Source organism: Parafrigoribacterium soli (assembly GCF_040227235.1).
Taxonomy (GTDB): Bacteria; Actinomycetota; Actinomycetes; order Actinomycetales; family Microbacteriaceae; genus Parafrigoribacterium_A; species Parafrigoribacterium_A soli.
The window spans coordinates 106081-121380 of sequence record NZ_JBELNZ010000002.1 but is presented as its reverse complement, the minus strand read 5'-3'; the positions used below and the strand labels follow the sequence as shown (position 1 = coordinate 121380).

11 protein-coding genes are annotated in these 15300 nt (G+C 66.4%); 7 read left to right on the top strand and 4 right to left on the bottom strand.

Annotated features, from left to right (window positions below; all coding sequences use genetic code 11):
• Positions 1 to 126: 126 nt before the first annotated feature.
• The gene (locus ABUA37_RS04770; RefSeq protein WP_349897989.1) at positions 127 to 1275 is read left to right on the top strand and encodes a Na+/H+ antiporter NhaA; all 1149 of its coding nucleotides are present in this window, start codon (positions 127 to 129) and stop codon (positions 1273 to 1275) included.
• A gap of 15 nt (positions 1276 to 1290) precedes the next feature.
• Here the strand turns inward: ABUA37_RS04770 and zapE are convergent, their stop codons facing one another.
• Positions 1291 to 2316: a cell division protein ZapE gene (gene zapE, locus ABUA37_RS04765; RefSeq protein WP_407075347.1), complete on the bottom strand. Its 1026-nt coding sequence runs from the start codon at positions 2314 to 2316 to the stop codon at positions 1291 to 1293.
• A 148-nt stretch (positions 2317 to 2464) separates the two neighbouring features.
• Between zapE and ABUA37_RS04760 the strand changes: the two genes are divergently transcribed.
• Entirely contained in the window at positions 2465 to 3364 is a 900-nt protein-coding gene (locus tag ABUA37_RS04760; RefSeq protein ID WP_349897987.1) for a sulfurtransferase, read from the top strand.
• A gap of 71 nt (positions 3365 to 3435) precedes the next feature.
• Entirely contained in the window at positions 3436 to 3876 is a 441-nt protein-coding gene (locus ABUA37_RS04755; RefSeq protein WP_349897986.1) for a SufE family protein, read from the top strand.
• Positions 3877 to 3879: 3 nt separating this feature from the next.
• Here the strand turns inward: ABUA37_RS04755 and ABUA37_RS04750 are convergent, their stop codons facing one another.
• Complete coding sequence (locus ABUA37_RS04750; protein ID WP_349897985.1) at positions 3880 to 5064, bottom strand: alpha/beta hydrolase family protein; 1185 nt, start codon at positions 5062 to 5064, stop codon at positions 3880 to 3882.
• A 22-nt stretch (positions 5065 to 5086) separates the two neighbouring features.
• Between ABUA37_RS04750 and ABUA37_RS04745 the strand changes: the two genes are divergently transcribed.
• The 4 genes from ABUA37_RS04745 to ABUA37_RS04730 all read left to right on the top strand — a co-directional run bounded on the left by ABUA37_RS04745 (position 5087) and on the right by ABUA37_RS04730 (position 10335).
• On the top strand, positions 5087 to 5683 hold the full coding sequence (locus ABUA37_RS04745) for a DUF3000 domain-containing protein (protein ID WP_349897984.1): 597 nt from the start codon (positions 5087 to 5089) through the stop codon (positions 5681 to 5683).
• A 25-nt stretch (positions 5684 to 5708) separates the two neighbouring features.
• Positions 5709 to 6932: a ribonuclease D gene (locus ABUA37_RS04740; RefSeq protein WP_349897983.1), complete on the top strand. Its 1224-nt coding sequence runs from the start codon at positions 5709 to 5711 to the stop codon at positions 6930 to 6932.
• Positions 6933 to 7006: 74 nt separating this feature from the next.
• Entirely contained in the window at positions 7007 to 8206 is a 1200-nt protein-coding gene (locus ABUA37_RS04735) for a thiolase family protein (RefSeq protein WP_349897982.1), read from the top strand.
• Positions 8206 to 10335 (top strand): 3-hydroxyacyl-CoA dehydrogenase NAD-binding domain-containing protein, encoded by a 2130-nt coding sequence (locus ABUA37_RS04730; RefSeq protein ID WP_349897981.1) that lies wholly within the window; start codon positions 8206 to 8208, stop codon positions 10333 to 10335. Before ABUA37_RS04735 ends, ABUA37_RS04730 begins: the two co-directional genes overlap by 1 nt.
• Before the next feature lie 52 nt (positions 10336 to 10387).
• Here ABUA37_RS04730 and dxs read toward each other — a convergent pair whose 3' ends face one another.
• Together dxs and ABUA37_RS04720 are read right to left on the bottom strand one after the other, a co-directional pair.
• On the bottom strand, positions 10388 to 12316 hold the full coding sequence (gene dxs / locus ABUA37_RS04725) for a 1-deoxy-D-xylulose-5-phosphate synthase (RefSeq protein ID WP_349897980.1): 1929 nt from the start codon (positions 12314 to 12316) through the stop codon (positions 10388 to 10390).
• Between the two features lie 69 nt (positions 12317 to 12385).
• Positions 12386 to 15262 (bottom strand): aconitate hydratase, encoded by a 2877-nt coding sequence (locus ABUA37_RS04720; RefSeq protein WP_349897979.1) that lies wholly within the window; start codon positions 15260 to 15262, stop codon positions 12386 to 12388.
• Positions 15263 to 15300: the final 38 nt, after the last annotated feature.

Sequence of the window (15300 nt, the reverse complement as noted above, 5' to 3'; positions counted from 1 at the left end):
TATGGCGCTCAGCATCCCGCCACGAGATTTCGCCGGGCGCCGCATTCTGTTTCGGTCCTGTTACGCGCAGCGCTCGCAGGTAAACATCGTGTTTCGTCGCCGCAGCTCTCTCGTAGACTTCTCGGGATGAGGTTCCTGAGAAACGAGCGCTACGCGGCATTCCTCCTGCTCGGCGCCGCCGTTCTCGGCCTCGTGCTCGCAAACACACCGTGGGCGCCCGCCCTGCATTCGCTCCGCGACACGCATCCGTTCGCAGCGGTGCCCGGGTTGGACCTCTCGCTCGGACACTGGGTCACGGATGGCCTGCTCGCGATCTTCTTCTTCCTCGCGGCGATCGAGCTTCGGCACGAACTGAGCCACGGCGAGTTGGACAGCCCTCGTAAGGCGCTCGTGCCCGCGCTGGCGGCTGTCGGTGGCGTGATCGTGCCCGCCCTCATCTTCCTGATGCTGGTGCGCGAGCCGGGGTTGTCATCCGGATGGCCGATCCCCACGGCGACGGACATCGCTTTCGCGCTCGGCGTGCTTGCGCTCGCGGGCCGCGGACTCCCCGCGCGCATCCGGGCGATGCTGCTCGGCGTAGCCGTGATCGACGACCTCATCGCGATCCTCATCATTGCCATCTTCTTCACGACCGAGCTGCAGCCGATCCCGATGCTGCTCGCCGTGCCGCTCATCCTCGTCTTCGGCTGGCTGAGCAGAAGCGTGCGCAGGCGGGGCGGCGCCCCGCTGGTCGTCGTCCTCGTGCTGCTCGCCATCGCGGTGTGGCTGCTCGTGCACCTCTCCGGCATTCACGCCACCGTCGCGGGCGTCGCACTCGGGCTCTCCATGGGCCCGCGCAGCTCCGCCACGACTCGCCGAGCGCTCGAGCCGTGGTCGAACGGCATCATCCTGCCCCTGTTCGCCTTCGTGGCCGCGCTTGTCACCCTGCCCAAGGTCGGGTCAGAGGGCCTCAGTCCCGTCTTCTGGGCGATTCTCGTGGCGCTGCCCGTCGGCAAGCTCGTCGGCATCACCGGAGGAGCGCTCGTTGCGAGGCAACTCTCGCCGCGCAGCACCCGCGCGGCGTCCCTGCCGCTGGGAGACATCGTGATGGTGGCGGCGCTCGGCGGCGTCGGGTTCACCGTCTCGCTCCTCATGAACGAACTGGCGTTTCGGGGCCAGCCGGAGGTCGCCGTCGAGGGAACGCTCGCCGTGTTGAGCGCCTCGCTCATCGCGAGCGTCATCGGCATCGTCTTCACCGTGGCGCGGTCGCGACACTATCGGCGGCGACTGCACTAGTGCGGAGTCGTCGCGCTAGGCCGCGGCATCCGTTGTGAGCGCGATGAGCCTTGAGACGGCTCGCAGGTACTTTTTGCGATACCCGCCCGAGAGCATCTCCTCGGGGAACACCTGGTCCAGCGAGGTGCCCGTGCCGAAGACGCGCACCTGTGCGTCGTAGAGCCGGTCGACGAAGGCGACGAAACGCAGCGCATCCGTCTGGCTCTTGAACGGATGCACGCCGCGCATGCCGATGGTCTCGATGCCCTCGATCAGCTTCACATAGCGCGAGGGATGCACGGTCGAGAGGTGGGCTATGACGGCATCGAAATCGTCGACGGTGGCCACGGCCGAGCCCTCGATAGCGGCCTCGAACTGCGCTTCGTCGAGCGTGACGGCATGGCCCTCGAGGTCGCGCCGACGATAGTCGAGGCCGTCGATGCGAATCGTTGTGAACTGGGCGGAGAGGGCGTCGATCTCCCGCAGGAAGTCCTGGGCTGCGAAGCGCCCCTCGCCGAGCGCGTTCGGCGGAGTGTTCGACGTTGCCGCGATCCTCGAGCCGGTGGCCACGAGATCGGAGAGCAGCCTCGACATGAGCCTCGTGTCTCCCGGGTCGTCGAGTTCGAACTCGTCGATGCAGATGAGCGACGCACCCTTCAGCAGGGAAACCGTCGGTGCGTACCCGAGCGCGCCCACGAGCGCGGTGTACTCGATGAAGGTACCGAAGTACTTGCGGCCCGGTGCCGCGTGCCACAGCGCGGCGAGCAGATGGGTTTTGCCCACGCCGAAGCCGCCGTCGAGATACACGCCGGGTCGCACCTCGGCCTTCTCCCGCCGGCGGGAGAAGAGACCGCCGCCCTTCGCGGTGAACGCGGCGACAAAATTGCGGATGGCGGCGACGGCAGCACCCTGCGATGGGTAGTCGCGGTCGGGCCGATACGAGTCGAGGGTTGCGGAGCTAAACTGGCGAGGAGGAACGAGATGGTTGACGATCTCTTCGCCCGAAAGAGTGGGCGTCCTCACGACCAGGCTCGATGGCGAGCCGGGCACAACGGTAGTCAATCGAGACGCCTCTTATTGTGTCGAAGTCTTACGGGTGCCCTGTGTTTCGGCATCCCCCGTGCGTACATTCGCAGTACGGACTGGTCAAGCCTAACCCGACCAGCCAACTCACTGAACGCTGCCCCAGCGGCACCACCCGGAGGTAACCATGACCGTCGAGGTCGATTCATCATCCCAGTTCCAGGCTTTTGCCCACCCGGAACGACTTGTCAGCACCGACTGGCTGCAGAGCCACCTCGGCACGCCAGGTCTCGTCGTCGTGGAATCGGATGAAGACGTGCTCCTCTACGAAACCGGACACATCCCCGGTGCCGTCAAGATCGACTGGCACACCGACCTGAACGACCCGGTCGAGCGCGACTACATCGACGGCGAGGCTTTTGCGAAGCTCCTCGGCTCGAAGGGCATCTCCCGAGACACCACCGTCGTGATCTACGGCGACAAGAACAACTGGTGGGCCGCCTACGCGCTGTGGGTCTTCACCCTGTTCGGCCACGAAGACGTGCGCCTCCTCGATGGAGGCCGGGTCAAGTGGGAGGCCGAGGGGCGCGAGTACACCACCGACGTTCCGACTCCAGCCGCCGTCGACTATCCGGTCATCGAGCGCAACGACGCTCCGATCCGCGCTTACAAGGACGACGTGCTGGCTCACCTCGGCAACCCGCTGATCGACGTGCGCTCACCGGAGGAGTACACGGGACAGCGCACCACCGCACCGGCCAACCCCGAGGAGGGAACGCTGCGCGGCGGCCACATTCCGAGTGCGCGCAACATCCCCTGGGGCAAGGCGGCGGCCGAGGATGGCACGTTCCGTTCCATTGACGAGCTCAACGCGCTGTACCGCGACGGCGCCGGGCTCAAGAACGGTGATGACATCATCGCCTACTGCCGCATCGGTGAGCGCTCCAGCCACACCTGGTTCGTGCTGACGCACCTCCTCGGCCTCGAGGGCGTGCGCAACTACGACGGTTCATGGACCGAGTGGGGCAGCGCCGTGCGCGTACCCATCGTCAAGGGTGCCGAGCCCGGCGCGGTTCCCGTCCGATAGCCACACGGATGCGGGCCGGGCGCAACTCCGTCCCGCCCGCGCCGTGGCAACAGTGAAATACTGGAAAAACCATGACCGAAACCCCGCTGCCTGACTCGCTCGCGCAGATCAAGAACGACTTTCTCGAGCTCGAACAACGAGAACGTCTGATGCTGCTGCTCGAGTTCGCGAACGAGCTGCCGGAACTGCCGGAGAAGTACAGCAGTCATCCGGATCTGTTGGAGCGGGTCGAGGAGTGCCAGTCCCCCGTCTTCATCTTCGTCGAAGTGGATGCTGACAACATCGTTCACCTTCACGCGACGGCTCCCAAGGAAGCACCGACGACTCGCGGTTTCGCCTCGATTCTCGTGCAGGGTCTCGACGGGCTCACGGTGGATGAGGTGCTCGCGGTGCCCGACTTCTACCCACAGGATCTCGGCCTCACCGAGGCGGTCAGCCCACTGCGCATCCGCGGCATGACCGCGCTGCTGGGTCGCACCAAGCGCCAGATCCGCGAGAAGATCGCAGCCTGAGCGCTACCGCTCAAGTTCCTCGAGCCAGGATGTGATGGCCCCGTTCCACCTCTCCGGGTCATAGTTCCACAGCTTCGTGTGCCTCGCCGTCGCAAACGTCTCCATCCTGACGATGTCGGGACGAGCCTCCGCCAGCGCGTGCGACGCGGTCGAGGGAACGTAGCCGTCGTCGTCGCTGTGCAGCAGCAGGATGGGCAGGGTCAGCGCCTTCGCGCCCCGCACCAGGTCGAGGCGGTCCAGGTCGATCTCGCGCTGCTGCCCGGTGAGCCAGCGACCCCAGCGGTGCGACATGAGTCGCTGCGCGGCTGCCCCGACGGATCGAGGCAGGTGGACGAGCTTCGCCTGGAAGTCGAGCGCGACGCGCCAGTCGACGACGGGAGACTCGAGTACGAGCCCTCGCAGCGCCCGGGAATGACGGGAGCGCAGCGCGGTCTGCAGGGCGGTGGCTCCGCCCATCGACCACCCCATCAACACGACGTCGGTCGCGCCCCGCTCCATCGCGAAGGCGATGGCGGCGTCGACATCCTCCCACTCGGTGTCACCGAGGGAGTAGCGGCCGTCCGTGGACGCCGGTGCCTCCCCGTCGTTGCGGTAGGAGACCAGCAGGCAGGTGTACCCGGCCTCGTGGAACGCGGGGACGGCACGAAGGGTCTCGGCGCGGGTCACCGCCCTGCCGTGCACCTGGATGACCCAGCGTCCCCCACCGGTCTCGGCGGGCACCAGCCAGGCCGGCGCCGACCCGAGCGGTGTCACGACCTCGACGGACTCGAAGGCCAGGCCGAGCTCCTGCGGGCCGCGGTAGAACCATCCGGTGAACCTGCCCCGTCGCGCGCGCCCAAGGTCGCCGGACTCGACGTGCAGGATGCGACGGGTCACGGTCGTGGCGGTGCGAGAGATGATCTCCCCCAGCCGGGCGTATCCGCTGTCCGCCGAGAACCAAAAGCCGTACCTGCCGGACACGACCGAATCCGGTGTAGCGGAAAGGGTGATGGAGCCGGCGGCCAGGTCGACGCCCAGTGCGGCGACGTCCTGCTTTCTCTTGCGCGGTGGTGTGACCACCGTGCGCGCCATCACGACGGCGAGGACGCCCGCCGTGCTCGCGGCTACGAGACCGCAGGCGCCGACCGCGAGAAGTGCTCCCGCATACCAGCGAAACCGGCGGACGGCGTGCCTTCCCGAATCTGCCACGGTCAAACTTTAGTCTTCAGTCGTGCCCGCAAACGTCCCAGGACCAACGGTTCCCGCCGAGTTCAGCTCAGCGCTCGAAGCGGTTCGTCACGCGCACACGCGAGCGGAACTGGTGGTCACCGACATCCCTTCGCCCGGTGGTCTCGCACCGTTCTCAGTCGCGCTGGCCGCCGATGTCACGCCGGCCAGGCACGGATCCGATTCGGAACTCGGCACCGGCAGGTTCATCCTGCTCTACGACCCCGCAGCGCCCGAGGCCTGGGGCGGCCGGTTTCGCGTCGTCTGCTTCGCGCAGGCGCCGCTCGAAACCGACATCGGAGTCGACCCCTTTCTAGCGGATGTGGCGTGGTCGTGGCTGCTCGACGCTCTCGCCGCCAAGGGTGCCGACTACACGGCGGCATCCGGCACCGCCACGAAGACGATCTCCACGGGCTACGGCGAACTCGCCAGCCAGGGTGACGGGGCGGTCATCGAGCTGCGCGCATCGTGGACGCCGACGAGCACGGCAATAGCGTCACATGTGGAGGCGTGGGGGGACCTCTTGTGTATGCTGGCGGGGCTTCCTCCCGCGGTAGAGGGAGTGAGCATTCTGTCGACCCGCCGCGGAGGACGTGAGTAGCACGAACGACCATTCCGAATCTCCAGTGAAACCGGGTACCGAGGAAGCTGAACACAAGACCGTCGCGGTCATCGACACGCGCGACGGCTATCTCGCCGCCGTCGACCGCATTGCCGCGGGCACCGGACCCATCGCGATCGACGCCGAGCGTGCCTCCGGGTTCCGCTACTCCCAGCGTGCGTACCTCATCCAGATCTTCCGCCGCGGCGCGGGGACCTTTCTCTTCGATCCCCCGGCGATCGGCGACTTCGACGAGCTCAACAAGGCCATCGCGGATGAGGAGTGGGTGCTGCACGCGGCCAGCCAGGACCTCGCCTGCCTGCGCGAGGTAGGCCTGAGCCCCTCGGTGATCTTCGACACGGAGCTTGGCGCGAGGCTCGCGGGCCTTCCGCGGGTCGGCCTCGGCACCGTTGTCGAGGAGCTGCTCGGAATCCACCTCGCCAAGGAGCACTCGGCGGCCGACTGGTCGACCAGACCGCTGCCGCAGACGTGGCTCGTCTACGCGGCGCTCGACGTGGAACTGCTCGTTGACCTCAGGGATGCCGTGCACGGCCTCCTGGAGGACTCGGGCAAGTCTGAGATCGCGAGACAGGAGTTTTCGGCCGAGCTCAGCCGGGGCACGAGGCCGCCCAAGGTCGAGGGCTGGCGCAGACTCTCCGGCGTGCACTCGATCAGGGGTGCGCGCAACCTCGCGGTCGCGCGCGAACTCTGGGAGGCCCGCGATCGCTACGCGAGGGAGATCGACACCGCTCCCGGTCGTCTCGTGCCGGACTCTTCGCTCGTCGCGGCCGCCAAGGCGCTCCCGGCGAGTAAGCGCGAGCTGTCGGCCCTCCGCGAGTTCAACGGTCGCGCCAGCCGTTCCGAACTCGATCGCTGGTGGACGGCGATCGAGGTGGGCAAGGCCGCCGAAGACGTGCCGGTACTCCGGATGCCCGGGGACGTCATTCCTCCCCCGAGGGCCTGGAGCGAGCGCAACCCCGAGGCCGATCGCCGCCTGAAGCTCGCTCGCGCAGCCGTGACGGAGCTCGCAAGCGAGAGGAACATCCCGGTCGAGAACCTGCTGACACCCGACACCCTGCGGCGCGTTGCCTGGGCTCCACCCCAGCCGTTCGACCTGCACGCCCTGCGTGAGGCCCTCGCCGATCAGGGAGCCCGCCCGTGGCAGCTCGACGAGACGGCCGAGACGATATTCCGCGCCTTTGTCGAAGCCGACCAACCCTCGGAGGACACGGCCGACGCCGCTTCGTAGGAAGCATCAACGGATTAATTGCGCCCAGACTGGCCACCTAGGATCGAACCGATTGGTGCAACCTAGGAGGCAGCGTGGTCGACAGGCATGAAGTCGTTTTCGTGGACGGGGTCAGGACCCCGTTCGGACGAGCAGGCGAAAAGGGGATGTTCTGGGGCACCAGGGCAGATGATCTGGCCGTCAAGGCGATGATCGGTCTCCTTGAGCGCAACCCCTCGGTTCCCAAGGAGCGCATCGACGACGTCGCCATCGCCGCAACAACGCAGCAGGGCGATCAGGGACTCACGCTCGGCCGAACGACGGCACTGCTCGCCGGTCTGCCGCGCTCGGTTCCCGGCTTCGCGATCGACCGGATGTGCGCAGGCGCGATGACCTCGGTCACCACGCTCTCGGGAGGCATCGCGTTCGGCGCGTACGACCTCGTCATCGCCGGCGGTGTCGAGCACATGGGGCGGCATCCGATGGGTTCAGGAGTCGACCCCAACCCGCGCTTTGTCGCGGAGAAGCTCGTCGGCGAGGACGCCCTCAACATGGGCTCGACGGCGGAGCGCATCCACGACCGCTTCCCGCACCTGACCAAGGAGCGCGCGGATCACTTCGCCATGCGCAGCCAGCAGAAGCTTGCCGCGGCGTACGAGGCGGGCAAGATCCAGCCGGACCTTATTCCGGTCGCCGTGCGCAGCGAGAACGGATGGGGACTCGCCACTCGCGACGAGGCGCCCCGCCCCGAGACCACCATGGAGGGCCTCGCCACTCTCAAGACGCCGTTCCGCCCGCACGGTCGCGTGACCGCCGGCAACTCCTCCGGCCTCAACGACGGAGCCACGGTCAGCCTGCTGGCGAGCGAAGCCGCCGCGAAAGAACTCGGTCTGCAGCCCAAGATGAAGCTCGTGAGCTTCGCCTTCGCCGGCGTCGAGCCCGAGATCATGGGCATCGGCCCCGTTCCCTCCACAGAGAAGGCCCTCAAGAAGGCCGGACTCACGATCGACGACATCGGCCTGTTCGAACTGAACGAGGCCTTCGCCATCCAGGTGCTGTCGCTGCTCGACCACTTCGGCATCGACGACGACGACCCCCGGGTCAATCTCTGGGGTGGCGCGATCGCGGTCGGACATCCGCTCGCCTCATCGGGCGTGCGCCTCATGATCCAGCTCGCGGCGCAGTTCAGGGAGCACCCGGAGGTGCGCTACGGCCTCACGGCGATGTGCGTCGGCCTCGGCCAGGGCGGCTCGGTCATCTGGGAGAACCCCTACTTCGACGGAAGGCGCAAGTGATGGCAACGCAGACGCAGTTCGCCGAACTCAAGGCCATGTCAACAGATGAAGTGGTCACCCACAGCTACGTTCGTGATGTCGTCCTCGGCAGCGGTAAGACGCTCGCGCTCCTGACCCTCGACAACGGTCGCGACCACACGCGTCCGAGCACGCTCGGTCCGATCACGATGCTTGAGCTCTCGGACGCCCTCGACGCGCAGAGGGAACGGGCGTCCAGGGGCGAGATCGCGGCCCTCGCGATCACGGGCAAGCCGTTCATCCTCGCGGCCGGTGCAGACCTCAGCAAGGTCGGCGACATCCCGAGCAAGGCCATCGCCAAGCAGATGGCGCAGCTCGGCCACCAGACGCTCGGCAAGCTGTCGGAGCTCGGAGTTCCCTCCTTCGTCTTCATCAACGGCCTCGCACTAGGCGGCGGGCTGGAAATCGGTCTCAACGCCGACTACCGCACCGTCGACCGCAACGCGCCGGCGATCGCGCTGCCCGAGGTCTTCCTCGGCATCATCCCCGGCTGGGGCGGCGCGTACCTGCTGCCGAACCTCATCGGCATCGAGAACGCCCTCAAGGTCGTCATCGAGAACCCGCTCAAGAACAACCGGATGCTCAAAGCCAAGGAGGCGTTCGACCTCGGCATCGCAGACGCGATTTTCGATTCGGCAAGCTTCCTCGAGGACTCGCTGAAGTGGGCCGATGGTGTCATCGCCGGCAACATCAAGGTCAAGCGGCCGAACGAGCCGGGCAAGATCGAGCGCGCGGTCAAGTGGGACGCGGCCATTGGCATCGCGCGCAAGATGCTCGAGACCCGCATCGGCACCGTAGCGAAGTCGCCCTACGCCGCGCTCGAGCTGCTCAAGGCCGCGAAGAGCAGCGACAAGGAGACGGCCTTCGCCGCCGAGGATGAGACGCTCTCCGCGCTCATCTCGGGCGACCAGTTCCGCGCGAGCATCTACGCCTTCAATCTCGTGCAGAAGCGTGCGAAGCGGCCCGCTGGAGCACCGGACAAGGCGATCGCGAAGCCCGTCACCAAGGTCGGCGTCATCGGCGCAGGTCTCATGGCGAGCCAGTTCGCGCTACTGTTCGTCCGCCGCCTGAGAGTGCCGGTGGTCATCACCGACCTCGACCAGGCTCGCGTGGACAAGGGACTCGACTACATCCGGGGCGAGATCGATGCGCTGCTCGGAAAGGGGCGCATCTCCCCCGACGAGTCGAACCGCCTCAAGGCGCTCGTCTCGGGCACGACGAACAAGGCGGACTTCGCCGATTGCGACTGGGTGATCGAGGCCGTCTTCGAGGAACTCGGCGTGAAGCAGGACGTCTTTGCGGATGTGGAGCAGTACATCTCCGAGACCGCGGTCCTGGCGACCAACACCTCCTCGCTCTCGGTCGAGCAGATCGGTGCGAAGCTCAAGCACCCGGAGCGCGTGGTCGGCTTCCACTTCTTCAATCCGGTGGCGGTCATGCCACTCGTCGAGGTGGTCAAGACTCCGAAGACCGACGATGAGACCCTGAGCACCGCGATGGTGACGGCGGCGAAGCTCCGCAAGAACGCCGTCATCACCGCCGACACTCCCGGGTTCGTCGTCAACCGCATCCTCGCCAAGCTGCTCGGTGAAGCCATGCACGCAGTCGACACCGGCACGCCGTTCGCGGTGGTCGACGCGTCGATCAAGCCCTTTGGGCTGCCGATGACGCCGTTCGAGCTTCTGGAGCTCGTGGGCCTCAAGGTTGGTGCGCACGTGCTCGACACACACCACGCCGCGTTCCCCGATCGCTTCTTCGAGAGCCCCAACCTGCACCGACTGGCCGAGCACGGAAAGATCTTCGACCGCGACGCGAAGGGCAAGATCAAGGGCTACGACAAGAAGGCCGTGGAGATCGTCGCCGGTGGCACCTCGCCGATGACCGGTGAACAGCTCCTGCGCCGCATCGAAGATGGACTGGCGGACGAGGTGCACCGGATGCTCGAGAAGCCCGTCGTCGCCGCCCCGGAGGACATTGACCTGTGCCTGATCCTGGGTGCCGGCTACCCCTTCCAGATGGGCGGCGTCACGCCGTATCTCGATCGAGTCGGAGCGTCTGAGCGGGTCTTCGGAGATACCTTCCACCACCCGCCGATTCGCGGCACCGAATAGCAAAGACTGCCAGCCACCCGCGGGTGGCTGGCAGATTCTTTTGGGCGCGCTTCTAGGCTTGGCGCTCGGCGACGTCTTCGGGCAGCGGACGCGCGATGGGCTGCTTGCTTCCGACCACCTGCGCGATGAGGTCTCGGGCAATCTGCTGCGGCGTCAGGCCGATCCGCTCGAAGATCTGGGCGCGACTGCCGTGGTCGAGGAACTCGTCGGGCAGGCCGATCTCGGTGAGAGCGGTATCGACGTCCGCAGCGCGCAGGTCCTGACGGATGCGCGTGCCGATGCCTCCGACGCGCACACCGTCTTCCATGACGGCAACGAGGCGATGGTCCGCGGCGAGGTCGATCACTCCGTATGGCACGGGCACGACCCAGCGCGGGTCGACGACGGTCGCGCCGATCCCCTGGGCGCCAAGCCGTTCGGCGACCTGCAGCGCGAGCTCCGCCATAGTGCCGACCGCGACGATGAGAACGTCCCTGTGAGGTGCCTCGACCAGGATGTCGACGCCGTCCGCCGTGCGCCGCACCGCCTCGACCTCTTGCCCGACGTAGCCCTTGGAGAACCTGACGACAGTCGGTGCATCGTCAACAGCCACGGCTTCGCCGAGTTCCTCCCGGAGCCTGGGTGCGTCGCGAGGGGCGCTCAGACGGATGTTCGGAACGACCTGGAGTATCGCGAGATCCCACATCCCATGGTGACTCGGCCCATCGGGCCCCGTGACGCCCGCGCGATCCAGTACGAAAGTGACTCCGGCGCGGTGCAGCGCGACATCCATGAGCACCTGGTCGAACGCGCGGTTGATGAAGGTGGCGTACAGCGCGACCACGGGGTGCAGCCCCCCGAAGGCGAGGCCCGCGGCCGAGGCGACGGCGTGCTGCTCCGCGATGCCGACGTCGAACACTCGCTCGGGGTACTTTGCCGCGAGCCGGTGCAGCCCAACCGGCTTGAGCATGGCCGCGGTCAACCCGACGATCCGCGGATTGGCGTCGGCGAGGTTGACGATCTCGTCGGCGAAGACCGAGGTCCAGGATGCCCGGTCGGACACCTCGATGGATTCCCCGGTTTCCGGGTCGATCTGCCCGACCGCGTGGAAGCGATCGCTCACGTCGTGCAGCGCGGGTTCGTATCCGCGGCCCTTCTGAGTGATCACGTGAACGATCGCCGGCGCGCCATAGTTCTTCGCCTGCCGCAACGCCTCCTCGATCGCACCGATGTCGTGTCCGTGGATCGGCCCGATGTACTTGATGTCGAGGTTGGAATACAGCGCCTCGTTATTGGTGAAACGGCTGAGAAACCCGTGCAGCCCGCCCCTCAGGCCCCGATAGAGCGCGCGTGCCGGCGCGCCGAGCCGTCCGACCAGCCGCTCGCTCGAGCGGTGCAAGTCGCGATAGCTGCGTCGGGTGCGCACCCCGTTGAGGAAGCGTGCCATTCCGCCGATCGTGGGTGCGTAGGAGCGACCGTTGTCGTTGACGACGATCACCAGGTTGCGGTTGTTGTCGTCGCTGATGTTGTTGAGCGCCTCCCAGGTCATGCCGCCGGTCAGGGCCCCATCCCCCACCACGGCGACGACGCAGCGCTCATCCTGCCCCGAGAGGGTGAAGGCGCGGGAGATGCCGTCGGCCCAGCTCAGCGAACTGGAGGCGTGGGAACTCTCCACCACGTCGTGCTCCGACTCCGAACGCTGAGGATAGCCGGCGAGGCCACCCTGCTGGCGGAGACCGCTGAAGTCCTGCCTCCCGGTGAGGAGCTTGTGCACGTAGCTCTGGTGCCCGGTGTCGAAGACGATCGGATCGCGCGGCGAATCGAAGACCCTGTGCAGCGCGACGGTCAGTTCCACGACGCCGAGGTTCGGCCCCAGATGCCCGCCGGTCTTGGAGACGTTCGCGATCAGAAAGTCGCGGATTTCTCCGGAGAGCTGGATCAGTTCGTCCTGCGACAGCGAGTCAAGGTCGCGCGGACCGTGCACCGCTTCGAGCAAAGTCATACCTCAGAGTAAGCGACGCAGGCCGTCCGTCGGCTGAGACCATGCGGTCTCGCCGACGGACGAAGCGACTCAGACGAGCGAACGCAGCACGTACTGCAGGATGCCGCCGTTTCGGTAATAGTCGGCCTCACCTGGCGTGTCGATGCGAACAACGGCATCGAATTCGACCGTTGCCTTGCCCGCGGCCGAGTGTTCGCTCGGCTCGGCGACAACGCGCACCGTCTTCGGCGTGCGGCCCTCGTTCAGCTCCGTGAGGCCGATGACGCTGATGAGTTCCGTGCCGTCGAGGCCGAGCGTCTCCCAGGTCTCGCCCGCGGGGAACTGCAGCGGGACAACGCCCATCCCGATGAGGTTGGAGCGGTGAATGCGCTCGAAGCTCTCCGTGATGACGGCCTTCACGCCGAGGAGCGCGGTGCCCTTCGCTGCCCAGTCACGAGACGAGCCCGAGCCGTACTCCTTACCAGCGAGCACCACGAGCGGGATGTCTGCGGCCTGGTAGTTCTCCGAGGCGTCGTAGATGAACGACTGCGGCGCATCCGGCTTGGTGAAGTCGCGGGTGTATCCGCCCTCGACGCCGGCGCCGCCGTTCTCGTCGGCGAGCAACAGGTTCCTGAGGCGGATATTCGCGAAGGTTCCGCGGATCATCACCTCGTGGTTGCCGCGACGCGAGCCATAGGAGTTGAAGTCCTTGCGGTCGATGCCGTGCTCGCGCAGGTAGTTCCCCGCGGGGCTGTCGGACTTGATGCTGCCGGCGGGGCTGATGTGATCGGTCGTGACCGAGTCGCCGAGCTTGGCCAGCACGCGAGCACCCGTGATGTCGGCGACCGGCGTCAACTCCATGGTCATGCCGTCGAAGTACGGGGGCTTGCGAACGTAGGTGGATGCCTCGTTCCACTCGAACACGTCGCCGGCCGGGGTCGGGAGCGAACGCCACCGATCGTCGCCATCGAACACGCCCGCATACTGCTTGGTGAACATGCCGCTGTCGATCGACGAGTCGATGGTCTTCTGCACCTCGGCGGAGTCTGGCCAGATGTCGCGGAGGTACACCTCCTGCCCGTCGAGTCCCGTGCCGAGCGAATCGGTCTCAAAGTCGAAGTCCATCGAGCCGGCCAGCGCGTAGGCGATCACGAGGGGCGGGCTCGCGAGGTAGTTCATCTTCACGTCGGGGTTGATGCGACCCTCGAAGTTGCGGTTGCCGGAGAGCACCGCGGTGACCGCGAGATCGTTCTCGTTGACCGCGGCCGAGATCTCGTCCTCCAGCGGGCCGGAGTTGCCGATGCAGGTCGTGCAGCCGTATCCGACGAGGTAGAAGCCGAGGTCCTCGAGATAGCCGTTGAGTCCAGCCTTCTCGTAGTAGTCGGTCACGACCTTCGATCCGGGTGCGAGCGTGGTCTTGACCCACGGCTTCGACTTCAGGCCCTTCTTGCTTGCGTTGCGAGCGAGAAGCCCGGCGGCGAGCATGACCGAGGGGTTCGACGTATTCGTGCAGGAGGTGATCGCCGCGATGGCGACCGCTCCGTGGTCGATCACGAACTCGCGCCCGTCGGGCATCGAGACGTCCGCAGGGTTCGAGTGGTTCGACGGCTTCTTGCTGGCGAACTTTGAGCTCGCTGCGGAGTGGGAGAACTCGTGTGCGGTCTCTTCATCCTGCGGCGTCAGACCGATCGGGTCGGAGGCCGGGAAGGTGGCCTCGACGGCAGCATCCACCTTCGAGAGATCGGGCTTCGCGTAGGTCTCCAGGTCCTTCTCGAACTGGCTCTTCGCCACGCTGAGCTCGACGCGGTCCTGCGGACGCTTCGGTCCGGCGATCGACGGCACGACGGTGGCGAGATCGAGCTCGAGGTACTCGCTGAAGCTCGGCTCGACGGAGGCGTCGTGCCAGAGTCCCTGCAGCTTCGAGTAGGCCTCGACGAGAGCGATCTGCTCCTCGCTGCGGCCGGTGAGTCGCATGTAGTCGAGCGTGACATCGTCGATCGGGAAGATCGCGGCGGTGGAGCCGAACTCCGGGCTCATGTTGCCGATAGTCGCGCGGTTGGCCAGCGGCACCTCCGCAACACCCTCTCCGTAGAATTCGACGAACTTGCCGACCACGCCGTGCCTGCGCAGCATCTGCGTGATGGTGAGCACGACATCCGTCGCCGTCACACCCGTCGGTATGGAACCGTTCAGCTTGAAGCCGACGACCTTGGGGATGAGCATCGAAACCGGCTGGCCCAACATCGCGGCCTCGGCCTCGATTCCGCCGACGCCCCAGCCAAGCACACCCAGCCCATTGACCATGGTCGTGTGGGAGTCCGTGCCGACGAGGGTGTCAGGGTACGCCTGCAGTACGGGCGCCGCGTGCCCTGAGCCTGTCGAAGGGTCAACGGTGCGCGTCATCGTGACCCTCGCCAGATACTCGATGTTGACCTGGTGCACGATTCCCGTTCCCGGCGGCACCACCTTGAAGTCATCGAAGGCGGTCTGGCCCCAGCGCAGGAACTGGTAGCGCTCACCGTTGCGCTCGTACTCGATCTCGACGTTGCGCTCGAAGGCGTTGGCGCTGCCGAAGAGGTCGGCGATGACGGAGTGGTCGATGACCATCTCGGCCGGCGCGAGCGGGTTGATCTTCTTCGGGTCGCCGCCGAGCTCGGCGACAGCCTCGCGCATGGTCGCGAGGTCGACGATGCAGGGGACGCCGGTGAAGTCCTGCATGATGACGCGGGCCGGCGTGAACTGGATTTCGGTGTCCGGCTCGGCATCCGGCTGCCACGAGCCGAGCGCGGTGATCTGGCTCGCGGTGACGTTCTTGCCGTCTTCGGTGCGCAGCTGGTTCTCGAGCAGCACCTTGAGGCTGAACGGCAGCTTCTCGTGACCGGGAACCTTATCTATCCGGTACACCTCGTAGTCGGTCGCACCAACTTTCAGTGTGTCCTTCGAACCAAAGCTGTTCACGTGCGACATTGCGCTGTCTCCTCAAAAGTATCTTGACGTCGAGATAA

Bases quoted from the DNA above. Each gene is read 5' to 3' on its own strand.
- ABUA37_RS04720 (WP_349897979.1), bottom strand. From the start codon at position 15,262: ATGTCGCACGTGAACAGCTTTGGTTCGAAGGACACACTGAAAGTTGGT.
- ABUA37_RS04770 (WP_349897989.1), top strand. From the start codon at position 127: ATGAGGTTCCTGAGAAACGAGCGCTACGCGGCATTCCTCCTGCTCGGC.
- ABUA37_RS04730 (WP_349897981.1), top strand. From the start codon at position 8,206: ATGGCAACGCAGACGCAGTTCGCCGAACTCAAGGCCATGTCAACAGAT.
- ABUA37_RS04760 (WP_349897987.1), top strand. From the start codon at position 2,465: ATGACCGTCGAGGTCGATTCATCATCCCAGTTCCAGGCTTTTGCCCAC.
- ABUA37_RS04755 (WP_349897986.1), top strand. From the start codon at position 3,436: ATGACCGAAACCCCGCTGCCTGACTCGCTCGCGCAGATCAAGAACGAC.
- dxs (WP_349897980.1), bottom strand. From the start codon at position 12,316: ATGACTTTGCTCGAAGCGGTGCACGGTCCGCGCGACCTTGACTCGCTG.